This is a genomic window from Burkholderia sp. 9775_39, from assembly GCF_015712225.1.
GTDB classification, from domain to species: Bacteria; Pseudomonadota; Gammaproteobacteria; order Burkholderiales; family Burkholderiaceae; genus Burkholderia; species Burkholderia cenocepacia.
In genome coordinates this window covers 44660-67743 of record NZ_JACCQC010000016.1, presented here as the reverse complement: position 1 = coordinate 67743, position 23084 = coordinate 44660, and the positions used below count along the sequence as shown (strand labels likewise).

The window sequence follows — 23084 nt, the reverse complement described above, 5'->3', positions numbered from 1 at the left end:
GATTTAGCTCAGTGTTGTCATATCGAGGCGGAACGTCGTATCAAGGAAACCTGGGTTAGCCACGATGACGAGCGTGTGAGCCGGTTTGAGCGCATTCATTTCGCAGAGCAATACCGCATTCCCCCACGAGGCCAGTGGCTCACCAGCCGCCGAATGGCTTGCGCGAAAATAGTTGACCGTTGTAGACGGCGCATTGATGCGCCAGGTGTGCGCCCATCCCTCAACACCAACCGTATGCCCGGCCGCATGTTGTCCCACTCGAAAAGGTGTGAATTCGCTGATGGAGACATCGAATCCAAGGTTCTTCGCGTAGTTGACGAAATAAGGAATAGATGCGCCGCCACTATTCGCAAAGCGCGCAACGACTTGCGCCTGGCGCTGCGACAACGATGGTGATTCACCCGCACAGGGATCTGGCAGGCCGAGCGCTGCCTCCCACTCCGGGAGAAGTTCGACGGCAGTCGCCGGAAACGCGTCGACGAGCAAATAGTTGTTCGCCGCGACATGCCGCGACCAGATCGGCGCAAGCGTCGCGATCGTCTTGCCCATCACCGAATACGGATCACGCGGCCACGCGAGCCCCCGCGGCATGAGCGCCATCAACGCCGACGTGAAGTCGGACGCGGAATAATTCGGTGCTCTCATTTATGGAAGCCACGTAATGGTGCCGAGCACAGGCATCTGGCCAGTGGTGCCGACGATGTTCTGAAGCGGCGACGTAATGACGAATCCCTGCGTGCCGGTAATCGCCGCGATCGCTGAATCGATATAGGACCGGTCGACGGTACCATTCTGGTTGCCAGGCCCGACGGGCGAACCGTACAAAACGAAGATGCCCGAGATCGCTGACGCAATCGCAGCCTTCTGCGCCTCCGTGAAGTTCGCCGAACCAGTGATCGTGAAATTTATGGGCGACGCGATCGGCGAGCATGAGTACACAAGTGCCGTGACGGGCCGTAGCGGATAAATCCAGTTCGCGACCGTCAGCTGGTCGCCGGTGGCCGGCGCCCCTCTCTTCTCGTTCGTCGCAACACCATCGGTGCCGACCGGGAATCCGTTGTTTTCCGACTCGGCCTGGTCGAACATCGTGTAGACGACAACGGTGCCCGGGCCAAAGCCAACGGGATTGCACCACGCTCGCGTCACGCCGGCAACCTCGCGCGCCCACCGCACGTAATCCGATTCCGAGCCGCCCTGCGCAGGGTTCTGGTACGCGAACAGCATGCGGGAGCGCAGGCTGTCGTCCTTCTCGATGTCGGCGCCGCCGGTAAATGCCACCGACACCGTCCCGGTCGAGCTGATGCCGGCAATCGAGACGCCGAGCGTCATCGACGTCCCGACGGCGCAATTCCCGAAAGTCCCGGTCAGGCCAGAAGGGTCGGCATTCGCCACGGCATTGACCATGACCACGCCATTCGCGATCGTCCCTTGGCTGGTCGTGGTGTAGCCGACGCCGTCGCTACGGCTGATGGATGCACCAGCCGGAATCGTGTTGCTCGTGCCAGGTGCGATAGCGAACTGGATTTGCCCGGGCGTTGATGCGCCGGCCTGCGTCGCCGGCTCGCGATAGATTCCCTTCAGGGCGGCCCACGCTTCCAGATATTCATCTTCAGCCGTGAACGGGTTCGACTGCTTCGCGATGTAGTCCGTGTAGCCGTACTGCAGCTGCGCCAGACCGGCAAGCGCCCGGCCAATAACGCCGAGGCTCGAGAATCGCAGCAGCGGATCAGTACCCGGCAGTCCGCTCTGGATGTCGGCCGCGACTTGCGCCTTGAGCTCGGATAGTGTCGGACGAAGATACGGCATCAGTTAATTCCTTCCCAGGCCCACACATATCGACCGTCGTGAAGCACGGCGCCGTTCTTGATGACGACAACCCGCGCGCCGAGCACGCCGCGGCGCACCCATTGCGTCGTGATTTCGATTCGACTAGCTACGCCGTCGTCGATCAGCCATTGCAGCGCCTGGGCGAGATAGTCGTAGGCGCGCTGCGCGGTCTGCGTGGTCTGCTTTGCGCGTTTCAGCAGCCACATCCGCGAGCCGATCGGCACGCTATCGTCGGCCCACCACCCACGTCGGTCTGTTGAACCGTCCGGAATGACGTCGTCGGCGCTCGCCTCGCGGTCGGTGAACACGCTGATCAGCACAGCACTCTCGAGGTCATCGCCGGCGAGCAAATCGGCGCCGGCCAGCGCCCAATCGGCGTGATTGGTCGCGCTATCCCATGAAAGCGTGATGTCGGGCATGTCGTGCAGGCAAAAAGAAACCCGCCGAAGCGGGTTGGTTGTCTCGGTGTGCGGCAGCGCTACATTTGCTGATTCGGCACGTTCGACGTGATCGTCGAGGTGCCACCCTGCACGTTCACGACGTTGTGCGTATGCTCGTCGTACAGCTCGCGCATACCCTTCATCGTCTCGTTGTTCGTGCCGGTGTTGTCCTGCATATCTCCGGTCGATGCGAGCATCGGCGTATCGAATTCGGATCCGCCGGGCGCGACCACGCTGAATTTCCCGCCTGCGACGATCTTGAAATCGCCGCTGCAGTTCCAGGTGACGTTCGCCGCATCGTTCACGACGACGTCCTGTCCTTTCGCCTCGACGACGATGCTCCCATTCTTCAGGTAGACGCTCTTGCCATCCTGGCTGTACAGGATCGATTCGCCCGGCGCGAGCCCGCGGGGCCGCGATTCTTGGTGATTCGTTCCGACCACCGCGCCAGCGGACCGATCGCCGGCGACGTGCAGGGCGAGTGCATCCGAGCCGATCGGCGGGTTCGAAGAAAATCCGAATTCAGGCACGCGGTAACGACCTGCAGGCACCTCAAGGCCGTTCATCCGCAACTGCACGATCTGCACTGGGCCCGCATCGTCCACGAACGTGATCCGACCGCGACCGAACAGGCTGCGGACTCGATTCAACATTTCTCTCATTGCGCAACCTGCTCGAAATCCGGGGCGACTGGATTGAGAATGATCGGTTCCTGATAGAACGCTTGCGGCGGCATGATCGTCAGCTCGGCTGACGTACCCTGCGCGCCCTTCTTGTACGTCACGTCCGAGATCAACCAACGCTTCTTCGGCAGTTTCAGCGACGGCAGGTCGATGTCGACGAGCACGTTTGGCTCGTACAAAGAGCCGGCCGAGTCGCGCCACGAATCTGTTACGAGTCGCACTTGGTACGAGCGGCCGAGACGATAAGCCATTTCCCAATTCGCACGCTGCAGGGCAATATCCTTACCGCCGGTCACGTTTTCGGAAATTATTGCTCGGTACCGAAACCGGGGGACCGTTTTATCGTAGACGTGAGCGATGATGTTGCCGCCGTCTCCGATGTCGCGCAACGTATCGAGCCCCTGATAGGCAGCGTCGTACTGCGAAAATCGGCCGTCCATCGCCATCATTAACGCCGCCGACGCGACGTTGATCCCTTCCGTGAAGCCGCTCGACGAAACGCGCGTGCCGATCGACGTGTTGCTGTTATTCGCCGTCGGGCCGCCCGATGCGAACAAAAGACTGCCGTCCGGCATGTCATATAGCAGCAGGCCGCGGAACCGACATAACAACTCGAGCACCGCATACGGTGTTTCGCCCACCATAACATTCACCTGCTCGATCGGCGCACCGACGTCGGTGCCAGCTGCCACGCTCGACGCAATCCCATACGGTGCGCATAGCGCTGCCGCGATCTTGTCGACCGTCATGTTGAGCAACTGACCGCCGTCGATGAACGCTGCGCAGTCTACGAGATCCTGACACTTGCTGCGGCCAGTAATCCGCACGGTATGCTGATTTCCGCTGTATGACGGCATGTAGCGATCGACAAAGCCAGTCAGCACGAGATCGTCGCCGAGCAGCACCTGCACCCAGTCTCCTGGCTGCGCAAGGATGTCGCCGACGCCCGGATATGGTTCCGTATAGCTCACCTCGAAACTCGACGGACAGCGCTCGATACCTCGAGAAATGGTAACGTCGCTCCAACCTGATATTGTCCGACTGTTTATTTTGGAGAATGTCTCCTCGCCAAGAGGGGCACTCGGCCGCCGCACGCAAGTGGCCACTCCTAGGGTTACGTCATCGTTCATTGGATAACCATGCGACAAATTATATTTTCTGGTCTCTTGGCCGCAATCTCCACGATCGCAGCCGCTCAAGCTCCGGAACTGACTGTAACCGGCCGTCCTGGAGCCGATCGTGACACTTATGCCTGCAATAATGCGGACATCGCCGTGCAACTGTCGTCGCTCCTAGATACGCCAAAGCACAATGCACGCGAAGAGATCGATCTTCAGCAGCGCGGAGCATGTGTCGGCTATCCGCACGGCAGCAGAATCTCGATTGTTTCTGAAACAACATCGTCAGACAGTACCCCGGTGGTCCTCGTTGCTGATAGCAACCATCAATACCCGGACCTATACGTAACGAAACGCGAGATCGTTCCGCTAACCCCCGACGAACTTGCTGACATGCGGAAACACGCATGTGGCCGAAGCACCGGCGGCGAGATCGACCGATGGGAGCTTTCCAGCGATGGAACGCCAAAGCTGAAGCGCTATTTCGTCACTAGCAAATGCGTGAACGGAAAACTCGTTTCAACCACTAAGCGCTTGAATTAACGGCTCACTTCGCCAGCGCTTGAAAATCCACAGGACAAAATGCCGGGTGAATCGGGTTGATCTGCTGCAACAGCTGCGGCTCGCGCGTCACGTCGTTGTAGATGCGCTGCGCGAGCACCAGCGACGGTAACGCCGCATTAAACGAAAACGTCGCATTGGTCGCGAGGTCGGCCCCGCGCGCCGTTAGATCGGCATAAACGGCCCTCCGCAGCGATCGAAGTGCGACGAACGTATCGTCGTCGCCCGCATCGCCAGCCACATCGATCTCGGCGTCGTACAGATCTAGTGCATTCGACAGAACCGTCGCGGCATCCTGCTGCGACGACGGCTGATAACCAGAGAGCGTCACGGCCAGCTGCGCCAAGGCATAGCGGCGCAGCAGCGCTGCAGTCGCTATCTGCACAACACCCATCGACGCGCCGATCTGGCCTGGCACGACGACGTCTTCTGGCGAATACTGCACAAGCCCGCTCACCAGCCGCACGGCGTCTGCCGGGTCATTCGCCGAGGAGGCGACCGCAGCAACGAACGCGTCGACTGCTGAGCCGAACGTGGCGCTATCCGATGGGTTCGCCGCAGCCGCCTGCATGGCCGCGCCGGCGGATACGACAGCGGCGCGCCCTGCGGCCGATGCCGCAAGCAGATCGCCCGCGGTGGTGCTGGGCGACGCCTTCGCATTGCTCGCCGAATAACCGGAATTGCCACCGCCGAACAGCCGGCCGAAGTTTCCGGACAGCGTAGACACCGCACCGATTACGCGCTTGACGTCGTTCACGGCAGTGATGCCGAGCTGATACCATCCCACCACCGTCGAGACGACCTTCTGTACGACGGCCGCACCGTTCCGGATGTCCGCCGCGATGTCCTTTGCGTAGTCGAGTAGCCCCTTTTCCTTCAAGTTCGCCGCGTTGTTTGCACTATCGTCCGCTGTTGATACCTGAGTCGTCGGAAACTTGCGCGGCCCCGATACGATCAAGGTAAGCCGGATCTCGAACACCGGACCCAGGTCGAGCCGCTCGATCGCCTCGACGCTCAAACATGCGACGTCATTGACCGTCCCGAACGTCGGGTGAACCAACGTGGCATTTCCGGGCGACTCACATACAAAAAACAATGCGTCGCGTTGATCGATCACAGATCCGCGGCCCGTTTTGAGATCGTTCTCAAGTAGGAAGCCGATTACCTCGAATGCACGGGATTTCTGGCCCAGGTCTTCCACCCAGACTTCGTCGCGAAACGGGTATGTATGAACCGCCTGTTGCCGCCCAGTCGAGTTTCGAATTTCAAATACGCCGAAAGGCACCCCGCCGTAACTTGCCTTCTGAAGTGTCGAAAACCAGTCGCCCGTCAGCAGCGAGCCAAGATTGTCGGCAGCCGACGCCAGGCCGCCGATGCTGCCGACCACGTTCAGAACATCGGTGGTTGTCGATGCCACATCAATTCCCCTTAGATGCCGTCAAGCCGGTACTCGACCCGCGTGGGCAAATAGTTCCCGTCGGCCGTCTTCGCCTCGGCACGCATTCCTTGCGGAACGTTCTTCATGTCGAGCGTGACGTGCATCGATTGCTGAGCCGTAGTCGCCCCAGCGACGCCGGAAGAACCCGACCGTGCCGCGACGTCCGTCAACGGGCCTGCGCCGGCCATACTCGCCTCGACGGCTGCAATATACTTTCGCGTCTCGCTCGGTGCGGCGCCAAGGCCACCGCGATTCAGGTTCCCCTGACCCCAGTTGTAGGCTGCAAGAGCTCGATCAAGGTCGCCACCGTTGGCTTTCAGCAAGTCGCTATACATCCGTGCGGCCGCAGTCGCAGATTGCTGAAGATCACCAGGATCCGACAGACCATACTGTTTCGCGGTTGCGGGCATGAACTGGAAATGCCCCATCGCCCCCGCCGGCGAAAGCATGTTCGCGCCACGGCCCGATTCGACGGCCCAGACGCTATCGAGAAGGCCATGAGGCAATCCGTATTGCGACTCCAGACTGCTGAACAATGAATTTGATTCCGCAGTCGCCGCCCTTGGGGCATTTTTCGTGAGCTTTGCGCCGCCACCGTCCTTCAAACTATCGAGTTCTTCCTGCGTGTAGCCTCCGGTTGCTCCGAGCTGAAGGCGATGCGTCCCGGTCAGATAGTCATTCAGCGACCACCGATCACCGCCCGTCACCTTGCGAACGTATTCGTCGTAGTACGGACGGAGCCACTTTCCGATTTCCCATCCGCCGAAGCCAGCTGCAGCGGTACCGGCAACTGCGGGCACGCCACCAAGTGGGCTCAGAGCCTTCACCGCTGCGGGAGCAACTGTCGTAGCTAGCTTCGTGAGGTTTTCGATGAGACTGACAATGCCCGCGACCGGACCAGCAAAGGTGATCGCGGCGATTGCCACCATGACACCCTTGGCCCCACCTAGAGCGTCCCAAAGATCCTTCGCATCCTTCGCCACACCATCCCAGTCAACCTTGGAAATCCAGTTCACGAAGCGCTGCACTGCCTCGGCCAGCTTGTCGGCGATCTCCGCGCGATGTGCGTCGAGCCAGGCCGAAAATTGCGTAACCACCGGCTCAAGAACCGGAATCAGACTTGCGCCGATGGAGTTCCCCAGGCCGGATACGGAATCCTCCAGATCATTGACTTCCTCCTTGAATTTCGTGGCCCGGGCGAGCTCGTCGGGGGTAGAAATCAGGCCCTTGCGAAAGGCGCGCGCCTTGTCTTCTCCGTAGGTTCCCTGCTGCAGCATAGGCAACAAGCCACCATAACCAACTGCGTCGGCAGCAGCCCGCTGCGCCACAGGGCTACGCTGCCCGGCGATGGCCCGCATCAGACGCATCTGCGTGGTGTAGTAGTCGACGGAGCCGTCTTTGTTGCGCTGAATCTGCACGCCCATCTTCTGCATCAGCACCAACGCGGCCGGATTCGCACCGTTCGCTGCATCACGGATCACCATCTGCGATGACGAGATCGCAGAATCAAACTCTTCGGCAGAGACGCCGGCGCGCTTCGCCGCCACGTGCCAAGCCGCGAGATCCTGGGCATTCATGCCGAGCAGCTTCGATGACTTGTTCAGCGCGAAACCGAAATTGCCGAATCGATTCGTCAGGCCGGCGATCCCGGCCACCGTCCCGGCCGCGCCGAGCGCGGCAAGCCCGGGCACCAGCTCGACGACCTTGTCGACGAGCGTATGCGCAGCTCTCGCCGCCGACTCCAGACCCTTCGTCAACTTCTCGAAACTGCGCATGCCGACCGCGCCGATGTTCGCGAAGCGCTTTTGCGCCTTGTCGACCGGTGCCGTCACCTTACCGAGCGCGGCCTGAATCTTTTTGATCGTGGCCGTGGCAGCATCGTCGGCCTGGATCCGGATGACGAACTCTTCAGCCATTGCCCGATTCCTTTTTCTTCAGCATCAAGGCCGCATGGAACGCGTATTCGCGTACTTCGCTCCACGTCAGCTCTTTCGTTTCACTCGGCTGCCAACCCCACCAGCGCTCAATCACCTTGACCTGATGCTCCCAATCTACCGGGAGCCCCCCTCGTTTCCCTCGGGGTCGTCCTCGTCGGGCGGCGTCAAGAAGAACGACAGGTATTCCTGCGCCTTGTAGTAGTCACTCACCGCGATCTTGTCGATGCTCAGCACGGGAATGCCGGTTTGCTCGCTGATCAGCGCTTGAAACGCTTCGATCACACCTTTCGTCGGGGCCATCTTCACGAAGGCCTTGACCTGGCGAAGATTCGGCTCGCGCAGCTCCAGTTCTGTGTGCACCGTGTCGCCGTCCTTGCCGGACAGCGTGATCGGCTCCGAAAGCTCGATCGTGATCGTCGACGGCTGGATTTTCCGTGGCTTCTTTTCGTTTTCTTCCATCACTCGCCTCAAGCGGTTTGTTCGGTAACTTCGGGGCCTTCGAACGACACTTCGAAGGTCGCTTCTTCGGTGTCGACTTCTTCGGCCTCGACGGTGCCCATGTTGCGGCCGGTGACGATCTTGCCGTTCGCGAGCTCCAACACGACGGTGACGTTACGCATCGCGTTGAAGTCGGCGACCGACAAGCCGCCCGAATCGCGCAGCGACATCTTGATCGAGCCGGGGCGGGGCATTTCCTTGAAGCCGTGGAAACCGTCCTGCCCCATGAGCGAATCGCGCTTCACCTTGGCAACGCTGTAACGCGCCTTGCCCTCGAGCTGGTAGGTAACGCCATCGATCTTGGCGTTGGTGATCCCTGCGAGCAGTTGGCTACCCGACATGTGTTTCTCCTAAGAATGAAAAAGCCGCCCGAAGGCGGCGATCTCTGACCGTCGAGCGGCGTTATTGCAGCCGGAACTGCACCAGCGTCGCGAACGTGCGCATCTGGTTGACCGGCGTCCCGGGCCAGAGGATGTCGACGCGGTTCGGGTTGGTTGTGTTCTTCTGCACGACGAGCGCGGCGGCGAATGCTGCTTTGCCCTGCACGAAGCCCGCGTCGACACGCTCGTTATAGAGCGCGATGATGTCGGATTTGATCGTGCTCGGCGTCACCAGGTTCGACCCGGCCGCCGGCCGCGAACCGTCATCCGCCAGCTTGGACCGCGCGTACTTCGACGTCAGCATTGCCTGGAGCGTTCGGATTTCCAGCATGAGCTGGTACATCGTTTCGACTTCCAGATAGCTGTCATCTTCGACGCCCTGCGCATTCGTCTGGTAGGTCGTGATAATGTTATCGGTCATCACGGTACCGTCACTCGCCACGGTGAACGTCGACATGCCGTCGAACAGCAGCGTGTTGCGAATCGACGGCTGCCAGCGCTTCTCGACAGCCGGCGGTAGTACGCCGTTCAGCGGCAGCGACTGCAGCGGCACGCCCGGATCGGCGCGCACGCTCACCGCGGCCTGCCCGGCGAGCGCCGAGGCCCAGAGCCACGACGGCGTGGGGCTGCTATCGGCCGGCAAGATGGTTTCGTGCTGATTGTTCCGTGAGTTGCCGAGCGTCGTCGATTGCGAGTACGTTCCCGCGAAGCCGCCGAACGAATGGCCGTACAGCTGCTCGAGATAGCTCCAACGGCCGTTCTGGTCGTTGAGCAGCGCCTTGACAGCATCGAGCGACGCGGCGTCGTTGTACGGATTGACGATGAAATCGAACGACGTCGTCCCGAGATTGGCGAGCGCGGTGGTGAGCGACGGATTCGTCGCGCCGCCAGTCATCGCCGTAATCGAGTACGCCAGCCCCGCCGGCAGCACTTCGCCGTTGGTCGTGCCGCGATAATTAAAGCGGATGTCGATCTCGTTGCCGCTCAACCCCTTGTTGACCGCCGTGAGGGTAACGACGCCGGCGGCGCTTGTCGCCGCCACCTGGAGACCGGGGACGGCATTGACTGCGGCGGCCACCGCCGTCGCCACGTCTGCGACGGCCTGGCCGGCCGTAACCGGTACCGCAACCAGATTCCCCGCGATGTACAGCGACAGCGTGCCGTTTGCCGACGGAGCCGCCGTGAAAGTCACGGAACCAGCGGCAGCCGTCGCACCGGCGGCGTCAGCCACCGGCAGGATCCACAATTCGCCGAACGTATCGTTGAGCCGATACTTGGCGACCATATTCGCCAGCATCGAATTCGCGCCGCCGGCGGCCTGCGCGTCGCCGATGCCACCGCAGATAATGGGCACGTTCGGCGTCGCGGTACCGGCAGCCGTAATCTGGCCGATGATCAGCGCGCGCTGCGTCGTCGCGCCGGTATTTGCCTGCGAGTTGTCCAGCTCGAATAGCGCGCCGGGAAGACGGTAGTTTTGCGGGATGACACGGAACGGAATCGTGCTCATGCTTTGTCACCTTCGGTTTCAGCGCGGGCGCCGGTCAGCTGGGCCGTTGCCGGCTGCTTGACGCGCACGACGTCGCCGTCGTTGAGGATCCTGTTCCAGACAGGGCTGTCGTCCGGCACGTCGATGCCGTCGTCCGGCAATAGCTTTTTCGTATGCGGGTCACGCACTTTCAGACCCTGGGCAGGTTTCACGCGCATGCGGCGCTCCTACGAAATGGATGGTGGAAACGGAATCGAGAAAGTCGGCTCGACGGTGCCGTCCGGCATGGCTACGGTTACTTCAATGCTCTCGAGCGGCGTCGATGCAGATGGATAGAACTGGCATGCCGCCTGAACGAACTCAAGTTCAAGATCGAAGACCATTTCGCCAATGGGCGATTGCCCTTCGCGTGATACGTCGATGGTCGAGCGGAATGACGGATACCGCTGGATCAGCGACATAATCGGGGGATAGTTGATCAACGCTTTCTTGATCTGCTCCCGAAGCGCTTCCAGCTGATCTTCAACATCAGCTGCCGCTGCATCGTCGGTTTTTGCCGCCGACTGCGTGCGTGCGGTGATACGAAGAGTCGTAATCACCGTGAATGCTGGCGCGCCGTTTGCCCCCCAGCCCTGTCCGCTCTCGCTCGGCGTCTGCACGAGCAAAACTGGATATGTGTTGTCCCACGTAGCCCACGTCCGTGGTGAAAAGACGTTTGTGCCGGCATCTGTCGCACCGGAGGCCTGCAATCCCTGGACCGCCAGTTCACGCAGGGTGCTCGAGGTGGTCATTTCAGCCCCAAATCCATATAGAGCCAGCCGAGACCGTCCACAGCCACGTCTTTCACAACGTATGCGACGCCGCCGACCTGCATCGTGTCGCTTTGCGCAGGCAAGCGCGCACCGAGTGGCGCAAACTGCGACGCCTGCATGCCGAGTGTCGCGACCGTGATGTTGGCCTGGGCGTCGCCGCTCTCGTCGAAGATGTGATCCGTGATGAGAGTGAACACGCCGAGCAGCCCGCTGAAGCTGCCGCCACCGTTCGGCAGAAAGGCGACGGCCTTCTCGTCGCCCAACGTAGCGCTGATCGCGGCGTTGAGCGTTCCGTCGAAGTCGATCACGCTCAGTCGCCAGCGCGGCCGGTGAAGAGCACTTCCGGACGGGTGCAGATGTGGAGCGGATACGAATACGCTTCCATCTTCCACCAGCTGTTCCGGTCGCGATCGAAGATCGGGATCACGTACGTCGGCTTGCCCGGCGTGTTGACCCATTCGAACGATTCACCCGGTGCATACGCGCAACGGAAGATGCCGGGCGCGCCTACCGGGAAGAACTTGACCTTGTCGTCCGGGATCTTGATCGTCGAGTTGTCGTCCGACCCGCGATAGTTCAGCCACGTCACGCCGGCGAACGGGAACGCGTCGAATGCCGCGCCTTGGCGGTCGTCACGCAGATCGGCTGCGGCTGACCAGTTCACGAATGTCTGGATCACATCCTTGTGATTCACGAACTCGTCGTAAAACTGGTCACCGCAGAGCGCATAGACACGGGTCGTCGGCGTGAACGATCCCTGCGCCTTACGCGCCATCGACCGGCGGATGCCGTTGATGATCGGGCGCAGCGTGTTCTGCGCCTGAGCGGGCAGGTTGAACGGAATTTCCGACGGCGGGGTGATCCCGAACTCGTCGAACCAGTTGTAAATCACCGACCCGTCCTTGTCGAGCAGCATGCCCTGCACAGCAGCCAGGCGATGGTATTCCCACGTGTACTCGATGTTCCGCAGGATACCCGTCGGACCGTTCATGCGACGCGCCACTTCGACCTGCACCTGCATCAGCTCGGATTCCGTACCGAACGCGCGGATGTTCTGGATCTCGTTCGCATAGATCGTGTCCGAATGCATCAGGCGCGGAACGTCGAAATACCGCGCCTGACGCTGTTCCGTCACGCGCTGCACGCCTTCGGCGCCTCGCGGTGACGTCGGGATCACGACCAGTTGGCCCTGACGCTGCTCGACGGCGAGTGCCGTGTTACGGATCGGATCGGGCTCGAAGATATCGAGCTCGCCGAGCCCTTGCGGCTGAAACGGGTACTTGTCGACCGCAGCCGTGAGCTGGATCGTGGTGAAGGGGTCCTGATGGAAAACGTCCAAGCTGGCCATTATCGGCTCCAGAAAAAATAATGGCCGCTTGCGCGGCCAAGAGGACAATGCTGAAAAGGGGAATCGTCGGTCAGACGAGTCAGCGCGGGATGACGTGCAGTCCGATGAGTTGTGCGCTGGCCGAAGCAATCTGCGCAGCGGTGGCGCCGGCCGGCCAGATCAGCTCGCCGGAGTTCACCTCGGCATCGCGGATCACGACCGTACCGACCTTGTCGACGAGCGTCACGTCGACGACGTCGAATGAGATCGCGGCCGCGTTTTGCGTGCCATCGCTCGCACCGAAGTTGATCGGCTCGTAAAGGCCCGTTACGGCCTCGACGGTGATATCGAATTCGTCACCGACCACGAAGTCGGCCGCGCCGTCGGCGATCGTGAACTTGATCTGATTGCTGAAGGCCGATCCCACCGTCGCGTTGCCGAGCACGTTGTGAGCGGGATCCGTCACCTGAAAGGTGCCGCCGTTCGCAGCAGCGACGGTGCAAACCGCCTTGTAGACGCCGAGCTGGGCGCCCCCGAGTACCGGCGTCGTCGCATCCATCGTGATCGCACCGTTCCCGGTATTCGTTGCGGCGGCCGCCGCAACGGCAACACCGCCCGGCTTGAAGCCGAGCACTTGGCCCGCGAGGATCTTCGTGCCGCCGCCCAGGACGACCGCGTCACGCGACCGGTGGCCGCGCGCTTCGCTGACGAGAAACCCGCCAGCGTGGCGGTTCTCGATGAGGGGAGTTTGTCCCATGATTCCGATTCCTTGAAGAAGAGTTGAGGCCGAGACTTACCGTTCGCCGCGCGCTTTCGCGAAAGCGCGATCCCAGCTCGACGCCGCCGCCTGCTCCCGGCTCTGCGACTGCTCGCCGCCAGCACCGAGGTTCGGATTGCGCCGGGACCCATACGTCGCTTGCGGTGCGGGCGTGTCGTTCAGGACCCGGATCGCCTGCTTGCGCGTCATCGAAGTATTGAACGCGAGATTCGCGGCGAGTACAGGGTTCTTCGCGGCCGCCTTGCAGCCGAAGATTGCGGCGCAACGAGCGCGTTCGCGACGGCGCGCACGTGCGGATGCGCTCTTGCCGCGCATTTCCTCTTCGTCGTCGTCATCGTTTTCGGCACGATCGCCGTCGTCGTCATCGTCGTCGCCGTCGTCCGCGCGCTTGCCCTTCTTGCCCTTGCCGCTGTCGTCGCGTTCGTCGTCATCACGATCGTCGTCGCTGTCGTCGTCATCGTCGCCTTCGGCGCGCTTGCCCTTCTTGCTGTCGCCGTTCTCGCGGTTCTGACCGTCGTCGTCATCGTCGTCGCCGTCGTCCGCGCGCTTGCCCTTCTTGCCCTTGCCGCTGTCGTCGCGTTCGTCGTCATCACGATCGTCGTCGCCTTCGGCGCGAGCACCGCGCGGGGTAATCTTGGCGAGGTGGCCGAACGACATCCCGGCGCGCCCCATCATGTTTCGAAGCACATTGCTCATGAGAATTTCCTGATGGTTGGTTGAATCAGCCGAGCTCAACGAGCAGGCTGGCAAGTGCCTCATCCGGCGCCATGACGGCGTCAGCGAAGCCAACCTCGACGCCGGCGGCGCCGAGGAACGTGCCGGCCTGCGTACTGCGCACGCGGGCGGCAGTAAGACTGCGATTTCGAGCGACGGTCTCGACGAACAGCTCACCCATCGTGTCGACGTCGGCCTGAACGCGCGCACGGGCATCCTTCGACAGCGGGGAATACTCGTTTCCGTCTGCTTTGCGATCGCCGTAGTGGATTAAAGTGACGTCGATGCCCGCCTGGGATAATGCTTTCGAGAAGTCCACGTGCATGCAGATCACGCCGACGCTCCCGGTTCCACCGGTGCGCGGCACGATGACCTTGTCGGTGGCGCTGGCGATCGCATACGCAGCCGAATAGGCGCTCTCGGTCAAGATCGACCAGATCGGCTTCTGCCCACGCGCCTCGTAGATCGAATCAGTGAGATCGAAGCACCCGGCAACCTCCCCGCCCGGCGAGTCGATGTCGAGCACGATGGCCCGAACTTCCGTGTCTTCCATCGCCAAGCTCAGCAGCGCTCGAATGCCGTCGTATCCCGTCATGCCGGACCACGGATGCAGCGTCCCGAGCTTGTGAACCAGCGTGCCTTGGATCGGAATGCGTGCGATGCCTTCCCAGACCTCGTAAGGACGCATGTCGACGGGCTCGTCTTCCGCGTCCATGTCGGAGAGAAACGCTTGCGCGCCGCCGCCGGCCAAGGCGATCACGTGGCCGTCCGGACGAAACAACTGCGTGATGCCCAGGCGATCGGCGAGTGCAGCCATGACGATCTCGGCCTTATGCGGCGTGATCGCGATCGGGACGTTGAAGAGGCGCGTAGCCAGATGGGGGAAGTTCATACTGCCTGGGGCTCCGGAGGAGGTTCATCGGAACGCGTGGCAACCTCGGCGCCACCCCAGTCAGGAAGGGGAATGCCGCGTCGCTGAAATTCCTTGATTTCGTGCTCGCGCTGCTCGATCAGTTCTTCGTAGTCGAAGCCTTGTTCAGCAGCTTCTTGCTCCAGGGTTGTGAGGGCAGCATCCATCTTCAAGATCGCGCCCTGCGGTTCCTTGACCGGATCTACCCAGCCACGCGCAGGGCCGAGCCACGAGCAGGCCGCATACGCCGTCTCGGCGTCGAGAAAATCGGGCGCACCATTCGGAAGCGGCAGCTCGCCCCTTTCCATCTCTTCGCGCAGCCACACCGCATACATCGGCGCAGCCGTGTTCGCCGAGAATTCCAACCGGCGACGCACCAGCGTTTTCCAACTTTCGAGCAGTGCGCCGCGGGCGCTCGAATACGTCGTACGCGTCCAGTCCCCGGTCATCTGCTCGGTGGAGATCCCGAGCTGCGTCGAAATCGCCCCCAACATCTCGTGCGCGAAATCGACGAATCCGCTGTGCGGGTGGGCAGCGGCGACCGTCTTGATGTCTTCACCAGGCGCCAGCGCCGGGATTCGCGATCCGTTGAACATCGCCGGCCGCTCGTCGTTCCAGCGTGAGCGCAGCGTTTGGTAGAAACCGAGCTCGCGATCTTCGCCGATCGCCTCCTGCACTTCACTCGGGTCGTACGGACTCGTCACATACGTACCGATCGCCGCGGAAATCGCGGCCGCCTGCAGCTCGATCCCGTAGTACCGCGCCAGCATCTTCGCGTGCGCGAGTACCGGCGCAAATGCGCTCACGCCGCGATTCTGTCCAGCTCGGTCGTGCTCGAAATCGTGGATGACCCGGCGCCATCCATCCTCGTCCTCGCGCTCGACGCGCTCCCACTCCATGCTTTCGACGGCGTTGTACCAGTCGTTCTGATGCGCACGTCGGATGTGATACGCGAGCGGCACGCCGTTGTCGTCAATTTCGACACCACCGCGGAGGTGCTTCGTGTCGACCATTTGCATCGGATTCGACAATCGATCCGGATCGACCACGAGATATGCCGTTGCATACCGCGCCGCCCCTCGGCCGACGCGTTCCGGCATCCAGTAGTTCACGATCAGGCTTTCGCCGTCGATCAGCTTGTGGCGCAAAGCGAGGCGCATCTGCTGCGAAACGGTGAGCATCCGGGCGACGTCGTTGTAGCGACCGAGATCGTTCGCGTAAATGCGCCAGCGCGCTTCCACCTCGCTCCGGAATTCGGCTGCCCACTTCACATCGAAGGCCGCGCCGCTGAGATAGCGCAGCGCGCGATAGTCCGGCTTCGCCATCAGGCGAAGGGCCGCGCCGACCGTATTGTCGAGGATGCGAGTGACGCCACCGGATGACCTACCGTCATTCCGGATCTGATCCCGTGCACGCGCGACCATTCGGTCGCGGAACTGCGTGATCTCGGCGTCGGGTGACCGGATCAACGGCAGCCAGGCACCCATCTCCTGCGTCTGCCAGTCGGCGGCTTCATACGGGAAATACCACCGGCCAACGCCGCTTTGCATGGGCATGCCGTTCGGGTACTCGGCGCGCGCGCGTCTCAACGGCTGACCTTGCGGGTCGACGAGTACGGGCGATTTTGTCATCAGAAGATCGGCCGGATGTAGCGCCGGCGGCAGATTTGCAACGCGGGATTCAGTGCCTTTTGCAGATCGAGGATCCACATACGCAGGCTTGCCATGTCGGTTTGCTGAAACGAGGCGCTTCGCGAACCACCGCCTTGTGCATACGAGACCGAGACGACCTTCTTACCGCTGCGCAATTCCGCATAAGCCTTTTGCGCTTCAGCCAGCATTGACTGCAGCTGCGCGTCAGCCAGCCCATACAGCGGCGAGCAAGGATCGGTAGTGGCCATGGATTATCGGTACTTGAGGACTGCGGATGTTTTCAACTTCGATGGCGCGTTAGCCGTCGCCTGTGCCGCTGGCGCCGCCGGAACCTGGCCGTTCAGAAGTGATGTGTTCGTTTCCCATGGGGCAGCCCATGCCGGCGGCTTCTCCCAATCAATCTTCGATAGACCATGGAGATGCGCGATCACGTGCGTCCCCACCAACTGATCCAGCGCTTCGTTCCGGCGGCCGGAGACCAACTTTTCCCATCGACCATTTTTCTGCCGGGTTTCAGCCGTCAACTGCTCGAACCAGACATGAGGTTCCTCGCGCGATCGGAGCTCGTATGGGAAGTGCACGTACCAGTTGCCCGGTTCCGCGCCCTGCAACTGCCCCATCAGATCGTCTTTGAAGCTGTTCGGGTTGAACTGGGCCACCGGAACCGCACCGCGCGCGGCCGCCTTGTTCGCCTGGCGCCCGGTATCCGGATAGTTGACGATGAGCTTCGGCGCCTCCAGCGTCTTCGCGCCCTTCGTCGGTAGCACCGTCCATGCATCCCGGCCCGAGATTTTCCCGATCAGCCGAACGCGCTTTTCTGACTTCCGCCAGCGCGTCCACGCCGCATATGCCTGCTGCGTGACACCCGGCGATCCGCCACTGTCGAAGCCGATCGCTCTGATCGGCATATGCCGGCCGCTGCCATCGGCAAGCGGATAGGTGCGCGCGACCAACTCGAGCAACTGATCCCAGTCCTCGGCCGACGTCGCCGGATCACCCCCAATGCGGCCACGATCAATGATCCAGCTTTCCCCACCGACGCCCCAGCCGCGTACGAGCCAGTCGAAGTGCGCGATCTGGATGTCGATGAATGCGGTCATGAAACGGACGCCTTGCGGCACGATGCCGAGCTTCAGCTCGCTTTCGGCACGCTCGGCAAGCACGTTCGCGTCGATCGATCCGATGCCGCGCTTCGGCGCGTACGGAAAGCCGAACTGCTTCACCGTCACCTGGCGCAGGGTCAGGTCGTCACCGCTTACTTCATACTCGCGCTCGGCCTTGACCTTGGCGCGGGCCAGGCCGCCGATTCCACCGAGGATGAACGGCGACATGGTGCCGACGATCCAGAACCCCGCAGTCTTGCGAGCTGCGAGCTCTCCAGTCACGATCCCGTCCTGCGAGATCTCCTGCCCGTCCCCGACCCAGCCGCCGAACGGTGACCGATAGGCGGCAAGGTTCATCGCGCGCCGATGTCGGTCCTCGATCAGGCATCCATTCACTGGACACAACAGCCGCGCCTCACGTTCGATCTCGTCGAGCGTCCCGTCTTCGGGATATTGAAGCGTCATATGCCTCGCGGCGATCGGCACCGGGCTCGACCAGGCGCCGCACTCGGGACAAGGCCAGTACCAAACCCGTCGGTCGCTGTCACCGTAGATCGCCATGATGCCGGCGCTCCAGTCGCGCTCCGGGATCAGGCCGCGCGCGCGGTCAGGGTGGCTCATCGCGAGCAACATCGACTGGCGCCCGAAGGTTTGCCGACGAACGTCCAACATCGCCTTGATGTCGCCGAGCGATTCCGGATATGCGTCGACCTCGTCGGCCACAATCCGCGGCGCCGACTTGTTGATGAGGTTGTTGTGCGCAGCGGAAAGGAATTCCACGCGCATCCCGTCGAACAGCTTGAAGTGCAGCGAATCGTCTACCGGACGCGTGCCGAGCTTCATCTTCATCTCGGCGTGGCCGTCGATCTGCGTGTTGATCCGGCTCTTGACGAACGCTTCGAGGCCCGGGTCAGTCTGCATGTACCACAGCATGTCACCTGGATCGTTCGCGACCGACTTCAACATCCAGTTCTGCGCGATCTCAGTCTTGCCCGACTGACCCGGTCCCACAACCACCGTCGTCAGGTAATCCAGGCGCGTCAGCGTTTCCATCGGCGCGACAAGGTACGGCGCCTTCTCATGATGCCAGCGGCCCACATAGCCGCCGCCTTGGTTCGTCAGACGTCGGTTCAGCGCCGCGTATTGAGCGACCGTCTCGCGCGCCGGCGGAACGAAGGCAGCCAGCGATTCGCGCGCGATCTGGTACGCATCAGCGTATGCGTTCTCAAGCATCGGGACCCAGCAACACTTTCAGCTCATCGACCATCGTCGTCCGCAGATCGTCCGTCAGATCACGGATGGCCTCGGCGCTTTCTTCCGGCAGACCCAGCTTTTCGACCACTTGGTCGGCAAGCCGGTCCATGCCCTTGCCGAGGTGGACCAGCATCTTCGTGATCACCTGGCGCATCACTTCCGCCTGAACCAGCTCGCCGCGATCACGCCGGAGCTTGTCCTCGAGAATCTCGGCCTGCACCAGATCGCGCCGCTGGCGCGCGCTCTGCTCGCCACTGTGAGCGACCGGTTCGACGCCGGGTGGTGGCACCGCGCTTCCCGGTGGCAACACAACGTACCGCGCGTCGGGGTACGGACTAGCTGCGGGATCCGCGTTTGCCGCGCGAGCCGCCGCTTTCGCCGCGGGGCGACTCGAACCGGCCGATTCTCCCGCCAGGTACGCCCTGACCGCGCCGAGATCGAACTCCCATCCACCGGCACGTGTGCCGCGTTTCAGAATCGGGAACGAGCCGTCGCTATCGAGCCGACGGTCAAGCTTCGGCCGGGTCCAGCCGAGCGCGTCGGCGAGCGCAGCCTTTCCGATCACGCCGTCCGTGCCGACCGGTGTAACGCTCTCTGGTGTAACGTTTTTGCCCTTCCCTCGCACCTTCGCACCACGCTGCGTTACACCCGCATCGCTAGGCGCAGCGCGCCTTTGAGCCGCATTCGGTGCCGCCATAGCGTGTAACGTGTAACGTGTTTTTTTTGGTCAAAGGAACGGGAAAAACGCGCGCGCGCAATGCCCGCGTACATGGAAGTCCCAGGAAGTACCTTTTGAAAACCTATCTAGGATGGGAAACCTTCCCGCCCTTTCTCAGGTTCTCTGCAGCCCACAAAGGCTGAAGATTCGAGAGCGACCAACATTCCCTGACCTGATCGGCATCGCTTAAATCGAACAGACGTTGCGGGTGAATATGATCTATATGGATCTCGCCGCGCTGGAAAGCTTCCCAGCTCATCCCATCGCGGAACTGCTGCTCGATATGGCGCATGAGCTCTGGAATGCTATAGCCGCAGACATCGGCAACAGTCCGACTCGAACCACCGCGGTTGATTGCTTCTCGAATGAGGTCATCGAGTTTTGGAAACAGCTTTCGCTTCTTCCGCCCCCATGTACGCAGCCGCTCGCGAAGCGCGAATTCCGGATCAAGGCGATAACGAGACGCCCACCTAGAAGCCGTTACGCGAGATCGATACCGTTGCACGTGTGCATCATGAAGGTTGCCCTTCATCGACACGCGCACTGCTGCGCGCTGAATCCGTGAGTACACCCTTACATGAGCATCATGTTTGGATGCCCGCCGCTCTTCGGCGCGCTGGCGAATCTCCGCCATTGGTACATACGGCTTATCAGTCTCACCTCTCGAACGACGGTACTCGGCGCGCTGCTGAGGAGTTCGCTTACCTCCGGTTGGCGCAGCCAGAATGCATGCTATGCAGGTGCTGCGCGCCCTGTTTCTACGTCGATCGAAATAGAATGCGGAAGCGCATTTTTCCTGCCCGCATCGACCGCAACACTGCGATTGATACGGGGTATTCGCCATCAATGTCTATTTTCTTGAAGTTCTTATCGCCGCTGCGAGTGCGTCCTGTATGTCGCGGTCGATCCAACGATCGACAATTTGACGCGCTCGCGCACCCCAGTTCAGTCGCTTCTTTACAGGTAGTGCGTCGCCGAATCGAATAAGCAGCTTCAGACGACCGCGGCCGTTGTTCTGGCTCGAATCCATCTTGTTCAGCTTGCCAAGGCGCTTGCCGCGAGCATTCAACAGCGTTACGCGTGATGTGTTGGTCGGGCGCTGCCACACACCATTGATCGTCTCGCCGGACGCCGTCTTGACCGCGCCGATGAAAACGTCGGGCCTACCCCGGAGCATCGCCAGCGTTCCGCGCGGTAATTGTCCGTATTGATTCAGCCGGATGTTCTTCGGGTTGAGCAGCGCCCGACTGTTCAACTTGTGGACGCCGCCGACCTCATACGGCTCAAGATAACTGGCAGCAATGTCCTTCATGAAAACGACCGCCGTCGGATCGTTCTTTCTAGCACGCTTCACACCAACGGAACTGCGCGTGAATGGAGACGGGTTCGTCAGCGTATCGACAATATTCTTGGTCTCTGCATCGGCGACACGTTGTGCAGTTCGATTGATACCCTGCGCAACCGCAAACGGCAATTGCTTCTTTACGAGGTCGTTGAGGCCCCGGGACACTTTGCGTGCGTTCGAAGCGACGCTGATTGTCAGAGCGCCGGCCATGCTGCCGAGCGAATCCCGTTTTCCGGCTCCGAATCGAAGTATGGAACCGATGGAATCTGGAGCGGATCACGACCGACGGGAAAGACCTGAACGGCGATCTCCACCGGCTCGTCCTCGTAAATGCAGATGCAGATCCCCGCGATAGGCCGCACGAAATAAGGCGTACGCACGATGACGTTCCCGCCGAGACGCGGGCCGCTCTGGCCAGCATTGCTCTTGGATTTCGGTTTGTTCATCGCGCACCGGGATCGTCGCAGCCGGCGAATCGATCTGCCTTGCCGCGTAAATAAAGAAGCCCGCTCACGGCGGGCAAGCGGCCAACAACTCCGCGTGGAGGAGACACGTCGAAAACGAAAAAGCCCCGCTAGGCATGTCTGCGGGGCTTTGGGCGCACTGATTCACAGTGTCAGATTGGATCCTATATTAAGGTCGAAAACCCCAAGCGTCAAGCGCCAATGAACGGAAGCTGAGAAAGAATGCTGTCGGAGTGCTTGCGGGCCTGCGACAACAGCCCATCGTGCGTCTCGACGTGAGGATCGCTTGTGTCGACATCGGCATGCTCGGCGCGTACGCGCTTCGACTTACCATTGCGCCTCCCGGAGACGCCCTCCATCCATTCGCGGATGATCTTCCAGTGAGCGGCTGCAGTGTTCTCATTGACGCCACACTCACGCGCCAAGGCATTCAGCTCGATCTTTATTCCGAGCGACTTCTCAACCAGCTTGCGCCGCAGTCGGTAGTGAACGAGGTGACCGGAGAACAGAGATAGCGCCTCCTGCTCGAGGTGGCGCATCGCAGCCTCCCATTCCGGGTTCGGTTTGAATTTCGAGCAGCACGGGCTGCCACATGCACACGGACGCGAGCGCGGAGCATATCGACCGAGCAATGCAGCCATTTCCGATGTGCTAAGCGGTTCGAGCTCGCGCAGGATCATTCCCCCTTGGCCAGCACCGTCCAGACCGGCCAAACCGATACCGCGCCGCCCGGCGGGCATCGCCATCCGGTTCATCGCGGGGCGGTCCTGCTGCTGCATGCTGTAGTTGAACGCGAAGATCAGCGCGGCTTCGGGCGTGCGGAACAGTTTCTCGATCACTTCAGTCATTTCGCGTTTTCCTCATATTTCAAACAGCGTTTCCCGTATTTCCTGCCCTTCCTACACACCATTCGCACACCACCGAATGGGTCGATCCGTTCAACTGCGTGAGCGCAGCCGGTGCACCGAGAGCTTTCACGTCGTTCGAGCACCTTCAGCGGGTCGCCGTACTCCCACCTCCGCAGTTCGCTCATTCGCGCGCCGCCGCGGTACCGGTTTCGCCGAACAACGCGACAGCGGCTTCGTCGCGCATCGGCTTCGCGCCACGCAAGAGGTTTCCCTTTTTCTGGTGGTAGCGCTCGCGCTGCCGCGCAGCCTGTTCGCGGCGATATCGGACGCTCTTCGATTTCTTCCGGTAGTAGCGGCGTGAGGCTTCGGTGCTCGAGACGGTCTTCGGCCTCGGCGCATCCTCGCCGCCACCCCATGCCCATATCTCGGCCGCATAACCGTCAGTTCCGGACCGCTCGGCATAGTCATGGATATGCATGGAGGCCCGATGTGTACGGATGAAGCGCGCGATGGTCGACGGCGATGCGATTTTCAGCGCCTCGAGCTGCGCGCGGGTCGACGGTGATGTGATGATGGCGTCACGAATTCGCGCGCCGGTCGTGTTCTCCGCGAACTGGGGCCGTGCCGTTTCGTGCCGGTTGGCAAGGCCCATGTCGTGCGCCTTCTTCTCTATGGCGCCCTGCGTGCGGCCGGGAAACCGATTCACCCACGTCTTGATCGGCTCGGGCTTCTTCCACCAGTAACGCAGGCGCATCTTCTCCGTGTGGGACCAGTCGCAATCGCGTGGCGGC

Annotated in this window: 27 protein-coding genes; 1 reads left to right on the top strand and 26 read right to left on the bottom strand. The window is 61.5% G+C overall.

The window, feature by feature from the left end:
• Nucleotides 1–3: 3 nt before the first annotated feature.
• The 5 genes from H0X90_RS21845 to H0X90_RS21825 are packed head-to-tail and all read right to left on the bottom strand — an operon-like array spanning nucleotide 4 to nucleotide 4080.
• Complete coding sequence (locus tag H0X90_RS21845) at nucleotides 4–645, bottom strand: YmfQ family protein (protein ID WP_196438218.1); 642 nt, start codon at nucleotides 643–645, stop codon at nucleotides 4–6.
• Nucleotides 646–1806, bottom strand: a complete 1161-nt coding sequence (locus tag H0X90_RS21840; protein WP_196438217.1) for a baseplate J/gp47 family protein — start codon at nucleotides 1804–1806, stop codon at nucleotides 646–648. It abuts the gene before it with no gap.
• Entirely contained in the window at nucleotides 1806–2246 is a 441-nt protein-coding gene (locus H0X90_RS21835) for a phage GP46 family protein (RefSeq protein WP_196438216.1), read from the bottom strand. Before H0X90_RS21835 ends, H0X90_RS21840 begins: the two co-directional genes overlap by 1 nt.
• A gap of 59 nt (nucleotides 2247–2305) precedes the next feature.
• Nucleotides 2306–2920, bottom strand: coding sequence for a phage baseplate assembly protein V (locus tag H0X90_RS21830; RefSeq protein ID WP_174976698.1), 615 nt, complete (start codon nucleotides 2918–2920; stop codon nucleotides 2306–2308).
• Between the two features lie 5 nt (nucleotides 2921–2925).
• Complete coding sequence (locus tag H0X90_RS21825) at nucleotides 2926–4080, bottom strand: phage baseplate assembly protein (protein ID WP_330165464.1); 1155 nt, start codon at nucleotides 4078–4080, stop codon at nucleotides 2926–2928.
• A gap of 9 nt (nucleotides 4081–4089) precedes the next feature.
• On the opposite strand from H0X90_RS21825, the gene H0X90_RS21820 reads away from it, so the two are divergent.
• The gene (locus H0X90_RS21820) at nucleotides 4090–4611 is read left to right on the top strand and encodes a hypothetical protein (RefSeq protein ID WP_196438214.1); all 522 of its coding nucleotides are present in this window, start codon (nucleotides 4090–4092) and stop codon (nucleotides 4609–4611) included.
• 4 nt (nucleotides 4612–4615) lie between these two features.
• Here H0X90_RS21820 and H0X90_RS21815 read toward each other — a convergent pair whose 3' ends face one another.
• The 21 genes from H0X90_RS21815 to H0X90_RS21715 form a co-directional block, all read right to left on the bottom strand.
• Nucleotides 4616–6046 carry a DNA circularization protein gene (locus H0X90_RS21815; protein WP_196438213.1) on the bottom strand — a complete coding sequence of 477 codons (1431 nt, stop codon included), beginning with the start codon at nucleotides 6044–6046 and terminating at the stop codon, nucleotides 4616–4618.
• Between the two features lie 11 nt (nucleotides 6047–6057).
• Complete coding sequence (locus H0X90_RS21810; protein ID WP_196438212.1) at nucleotides 6058–7983, bottom strand: transglycosylase SLT domain-containing protein; 1926 nt, start codon at nucleotides 7981–7983, stop codon at nucleotides 6058–6060.
• A gap of 135 nt (nucleotides 7984–8118) precedes the next feature.
• On the bottom strand, nucleotides 8119–8463 hold the full coding sequence (locus tag H0X90_RS21805) for a phage tail assembly protein (protein WP_196438211.1): 345 nt from the start codon (nucleotides 8461–8463) through the stop codon (nucleotides 8119–8121).
• 8 nt (nucleotides 8464–8471) lie between these two features.
• Nucleotides 8472–8843, bottom strand: coding sequence for a phage tail tube protein (locus H0X90_RS21800; protein WP_196438210.1), 372 nt, complete (start codon nucleotides 8841–8843; stop codon nucleotides 8472–8474).
• A gap of 61 nt (nucleotides 8844–8904) precedes the next feature.
• Nucleotides 8905–10389, bottom strand: a complete 1485-nt coding sequence (locus tag H0X90_RS21795; protein ID WP_196438209.1) for a phage tail sheath subtilisin-like domain-containing protein — start codon at nucleotides 10387–10389, stop codon at nucleotides 8905–8907.
• Nucleotides 10386–10586, bottom strand: a complete 201-nt coding sequence (locus tag H0X90_RS21790; protein ID WP_196438208.1) for a DUF2635 domain-containing protein — start codon at nucleotides 10584–10586, stop codon at nucleotides 10386–10388. The genes H0X90_RS21795 and H0X90_RS21790 overlap by 4 nt, the downstream gene beginning before the upstream one ends.
• A 9-nt stretch (nucleotides 10587–10595) precedes the next feature.
• Nucleotides 10596–11159 (bottom strand): ABC transporter permease, encoded by a 564-nt coding sequence (locus tag H0X90_RS21785; RefSeq protein WP_196438207.1) that lies wholly within the window; start codon nucleotides 11157–11159, stop codon nucleotides 10596–10598.
• The gene (locus H0X90_RS21780; RefSeq protein WP_196438206.1) at nucleotides 11156–11488 is read right to left on the bottom strand and encodes a hypothetical protein; all 333 of its coding nucleotides are present in this window, start codon (nucleotides 11486–11488) and stop codon (nucleotides 11156–11158) included. Before H0X90_RS21780 ends, H0X90_RS21785 begins: the two co-directional genes overlap by 4 nt.
• 2 nt (nucleotides 11489–11490) lie before the next feature.
• Nucleotides 11491–12576, bottom strand: a complete 1086-nt coding sequence (locus tag H0X90_RS21775) for a major capsid protein (RefSeq protein ID WP_230878115.1) — start codon at nucleotides 12574–12576, stop codon at nucleotides 11491–11493.
• Nucleotides 12577–12607: 31 nt separating this feature from the next.
• The gene (locus tag H0X90_RS21770) at nucleotides 12608–13264 is read right to left on the bottom strand and encodes a head decoration protein (RefSeq protein WP_196438205.1); all 657 of its coding nucleotides are present in this window, start codon (nucleotides 13262–13264) and stop codon (nucleotides 12608–12610) included.
• A gap of 36 nt (nucleotides 13265–13300) precedes the next feature.
• Entirely contained in the window at nucleotides 13301–14074 is a 774-nt protein-coding gene (locus H0X90_RS21765) for a hypothetical protein (RefSeq protein ID WP_196438204.1), read from the bottom strand.
• Nucleotides 14007–14891, bottom strand: a complete 885-nt coding sequence (locus H0X90_RS21760) for a S49 family peptidase (RefSeq protein WP_196438203.1) — start codon at nucleotides 14889–14891, stop codon at nucleotides 14007–14009. The genes H0X90_RS21765 and H0X90_RS21760 overlap by 68 nt, the downstream gene beginning before the upstream one ends.
• A complete protein-coding gene (locus tag H0X90_RS21755) occupies nucleotides 14888–16540 on the bottom strand; it encodes a phage portal protein (protein ID WP_196438202.1) in 1653 nt (550 codons plus the stop codon). Before H0X90_RS21755 ends, H0X90_RS21760 begins: the two co-directional genes overlap by 4 nt.
• The gene (gene gpW / locus H0X90_RS21750; protein WP_196438201.1) at nucleotides 16540–16809 is read right to left on the bottom strand and encodes a gpW family head-tail joining protein; all 270 of its coding nucleotides are present in this window, start codon (nucleotides 16807–16809) and stop codon (nucleotides 16540–16542) included. Before gpW ends, H0X90_RS21755 begins: the two co-directional genes overlap by 1 nt.
• A 3-nt stretch (nucleotides 16810–16812) precedes the next feature.
• Nucleotides 16813–18897, bottom strand: a complete 2085-nt coding sequence (locus H0X90_RS21745; protein ID WP_196438200.1) for a terminase gpA endonuclease subunit — start codon at nucleotides 18895–18897, stop codon at nucleotides 16813–16815.
• A complete protein-coding gene (locus H0X90_RS21740) occupies nucleotides 18890–19483 on the bottom strand; it encodes a hypothetical protein (RefSeq protein ID WP_196438199.1) in 594 nt (197 codons plus the stop codon). Before H0X90_RS21740 ends, H0X90_RS21745 begins: the two co-directional genes overlap by 8 nt.
• A gap of 235 nt (nucleotides 19484–19718) precedes the next feature.
• Nucleotides 19719–20168: a hypothetical protein gene (locus H0X90_RS21735; RefSeq protein WP_196438198.1), complete on the bottom strand. Its 450-nt coding sequence runs from the start codon at nucleotides 20166–20168 to the stop codon at nucleotides 19719–19721.
• Nucleotides 20169–20486: 318 nt separating this feature from the next.
• Entirely contained in the window at nucleotides 20487–21191 is a 705-nt protein-coding gene (locus H0X90_RS21730) for a hypothetical protein (protein WP_196438197.1), read from the bottom strand.
• A complete protein-coding gene (locus H0X90_RS21725; protein ID WP_196438196.1) occupies nucleotides 21176–21427 on the bottom strand; it encodes a hypothetical protein in 252 nt (83 codons plus the stop codon). The genes H0X90_RS21730 and H0X90_RS21725 overlap by 16 nt, the downstream gene beginning before the upstream one ends.
• A gap of 209 nt (nucleotides 21428–21636) precedes the next feature.
• A complete protein-coding gene (locus H0X90_RS21720) occupies nucleotides 21637–22293 on the bottom strand; it encodes a DNA-binding protein (protein WP_196438195.1) in 657 nt (218 codons plus the stop codon).
• Between the two features lie 181 nt (nucleotides 22294–22474).
• The gene (locus H0X90_RS21715) at nucleotides 22475–23047 is read right to left on the bottom strand and encodes a hypothetical protein (RefSeq protein WP_196438194.1); all 573 of its coding nucleotides are present in this window, start codon (nucleotides 23045–23047) and stop codon (nucleotides 22475–22477) included.
• Between the last annotated feature and the right edge of the window lie 37 nt (nucleotides 23048–23084).

Excerpts from the sequence above, each read along its gene's own strand:
- H0X90_RS21845 (WP_196438218.1), bottom strand. The coding sequence starts at position 645 with ATGAGAGCACCGAATTATTCCGCGTCCGACTTCACGTCGGCGTTGATG.
- H0X90_RS21840 (WP_196438217.1), bottom strand. The coding sequence starts at position 1,806 with ATGCCGTATCTTCGTCCGACACTATCCGAGCTCAAGGCGCAAGTCGCG.
- H0X90_RS21835 (WP_196438216.1), bottom strand. The coding sequence starts at position 2,246 with ATGCCCGACATCACGCTTTCATGGGATAGCGCGACCAATCACGCCGAT.
- H0X90_RS21830 (WP_174976698.1), bottom strand. The coding sequence starts at position 2,920 with ATGTTGAATCGAGTCCGCAGCCTGTTCGGTCGCGGTCGGATCACGTTC.
- H0X90_RS21825 (WP_330165464.1), bottom strand. The coding sequence starts at position 4,080 with ATGAACGATGACGTAACCCTAGGAGTGGCCACTTGCGTGCGGCGGCCG.
- H0X90_RS21820 (WP_196438214.1), top strand. The coding sequence starts at position 4,090 with ATGCGACAAATTATATTTTCTGGTCTCTTGGCCGCAATCTCCACGATC.
- H0X90_RS21810 (WP_196438212.1), bottom strand. The coding sequence starts at position 7,983 with ATGGCTGAAGAGTTCGTCATCCGGATCCAGGCCGACGATGCTGCCACG.
- H0X90_RS21805 (WP_196438211.1), bottom strand. The coding sequence starts at position 8,463 with ATGGAAGAAAACGAAAAGAAGCCACGGAAAATCCAGCCGTCGACGATC.
- H0X90_RS21800 (WP_196438210.1), bottom strand. The coding sequence starts at position 8,843 with ATGTCGGGTAGCCAACTGCTCGCAGGGATCACCAACGCCAAGATCGAT.
- H0X90_RS21795 (WP_196438209.1), bottom strand. The coding sequence starts at position 10,389 with ATGAGCACGATTCCGTTCCGTGTCATCCCGCAAAACTACCGTCTTCCC.
- H0X90_RS21790 (WP_196438208.1), bottom strand. The coding sequence starts at position 10,586 with ATGCGCGTGAAACCTGCCCAGGGTCTGAAAGTGCGTGACCCGCATACG.
- H0X90_RS21785 (WP_196438207.1), bottom strand. The coding sequence starts at position 11,159 with ATGACCACCTCGAGCACCCTGCGTGAACTGGCGGTCCAGGGATTGCAG.
- H0X90_RS21770 (WP_196438205.1), bottom strand. The coding sequence starts at position 13,264 with ATGGGACAAACTCCCCTCATCGAGAACCGCCACGCTGGCGGGTTTCTC.
- H0X90_RS21760 (WP_196438203.1), bottom strand. The coding sequence starts at position 14,891 with ATGAACTTCCCCCATCTGGCTACGCGCCTCTTCAACGTCCCGATCGCG.
- H0X90_RS21755 (WP_196438202.1), bottom strand. The coding sequence starts at position 16,540 with ATGACAAAATCGCCCGTACTCGTCGACCCGCAAGGTCAGCCGTTGAGA.
- gpW (WP_196438201.1), bottom strand. The coding sequence starts at position 16,809 with ATGGCCACTACCGATCCTTGCTCGCCGCTGTATGGGCTGGCTGACGCG.
- H0X90_RS21745 (WP_196438200.1), bottom strand. The coding sequence starts at position 18,897 with ATGCTTGAGAACGCATACGCTGATGCGTACCAGATCGCGCGCGAATCG.
- H0X90_RS21735 (WP_196438198.1), bottom strand. The coding sequence starts at position 20,168 with ATGAAGGGCAACCTTCATGATGCACACGTGCAACGGTATCGATCTCGC.
- H0X90_RS21730 (WP_196438197.1), bottom strand. The coding sequence starts at position 21,191 with ATGGCCGGCGCTCTGACAATCAGCGTCGCTTCGAACGCACGCAAAGTG.
- H0X90_RS21725 (WP_196438196.1), bottom strand. The coding sequence starts at position 21,427 with ATGAACAAACCGAAATCCAAGAGCAATGCTGGCCAGAGCGGCCCGCGT.
- H0X90_RS21720 (WP_196438195.1), bottom strand. The coding sequence starts at position 22,293 with ATGACTGAAGTGATCGAGAAACTGTTCCGCACGCCCGAAGCCGCGCTG.
- H0X90_RS21715 (WP_196438194.1), bottom strand. The coding sequence starts at position 23,047 with ATGCGCCTGCGTTACTGGTGGAAGAAGCCCGAGCCGATCAAGACGTGG.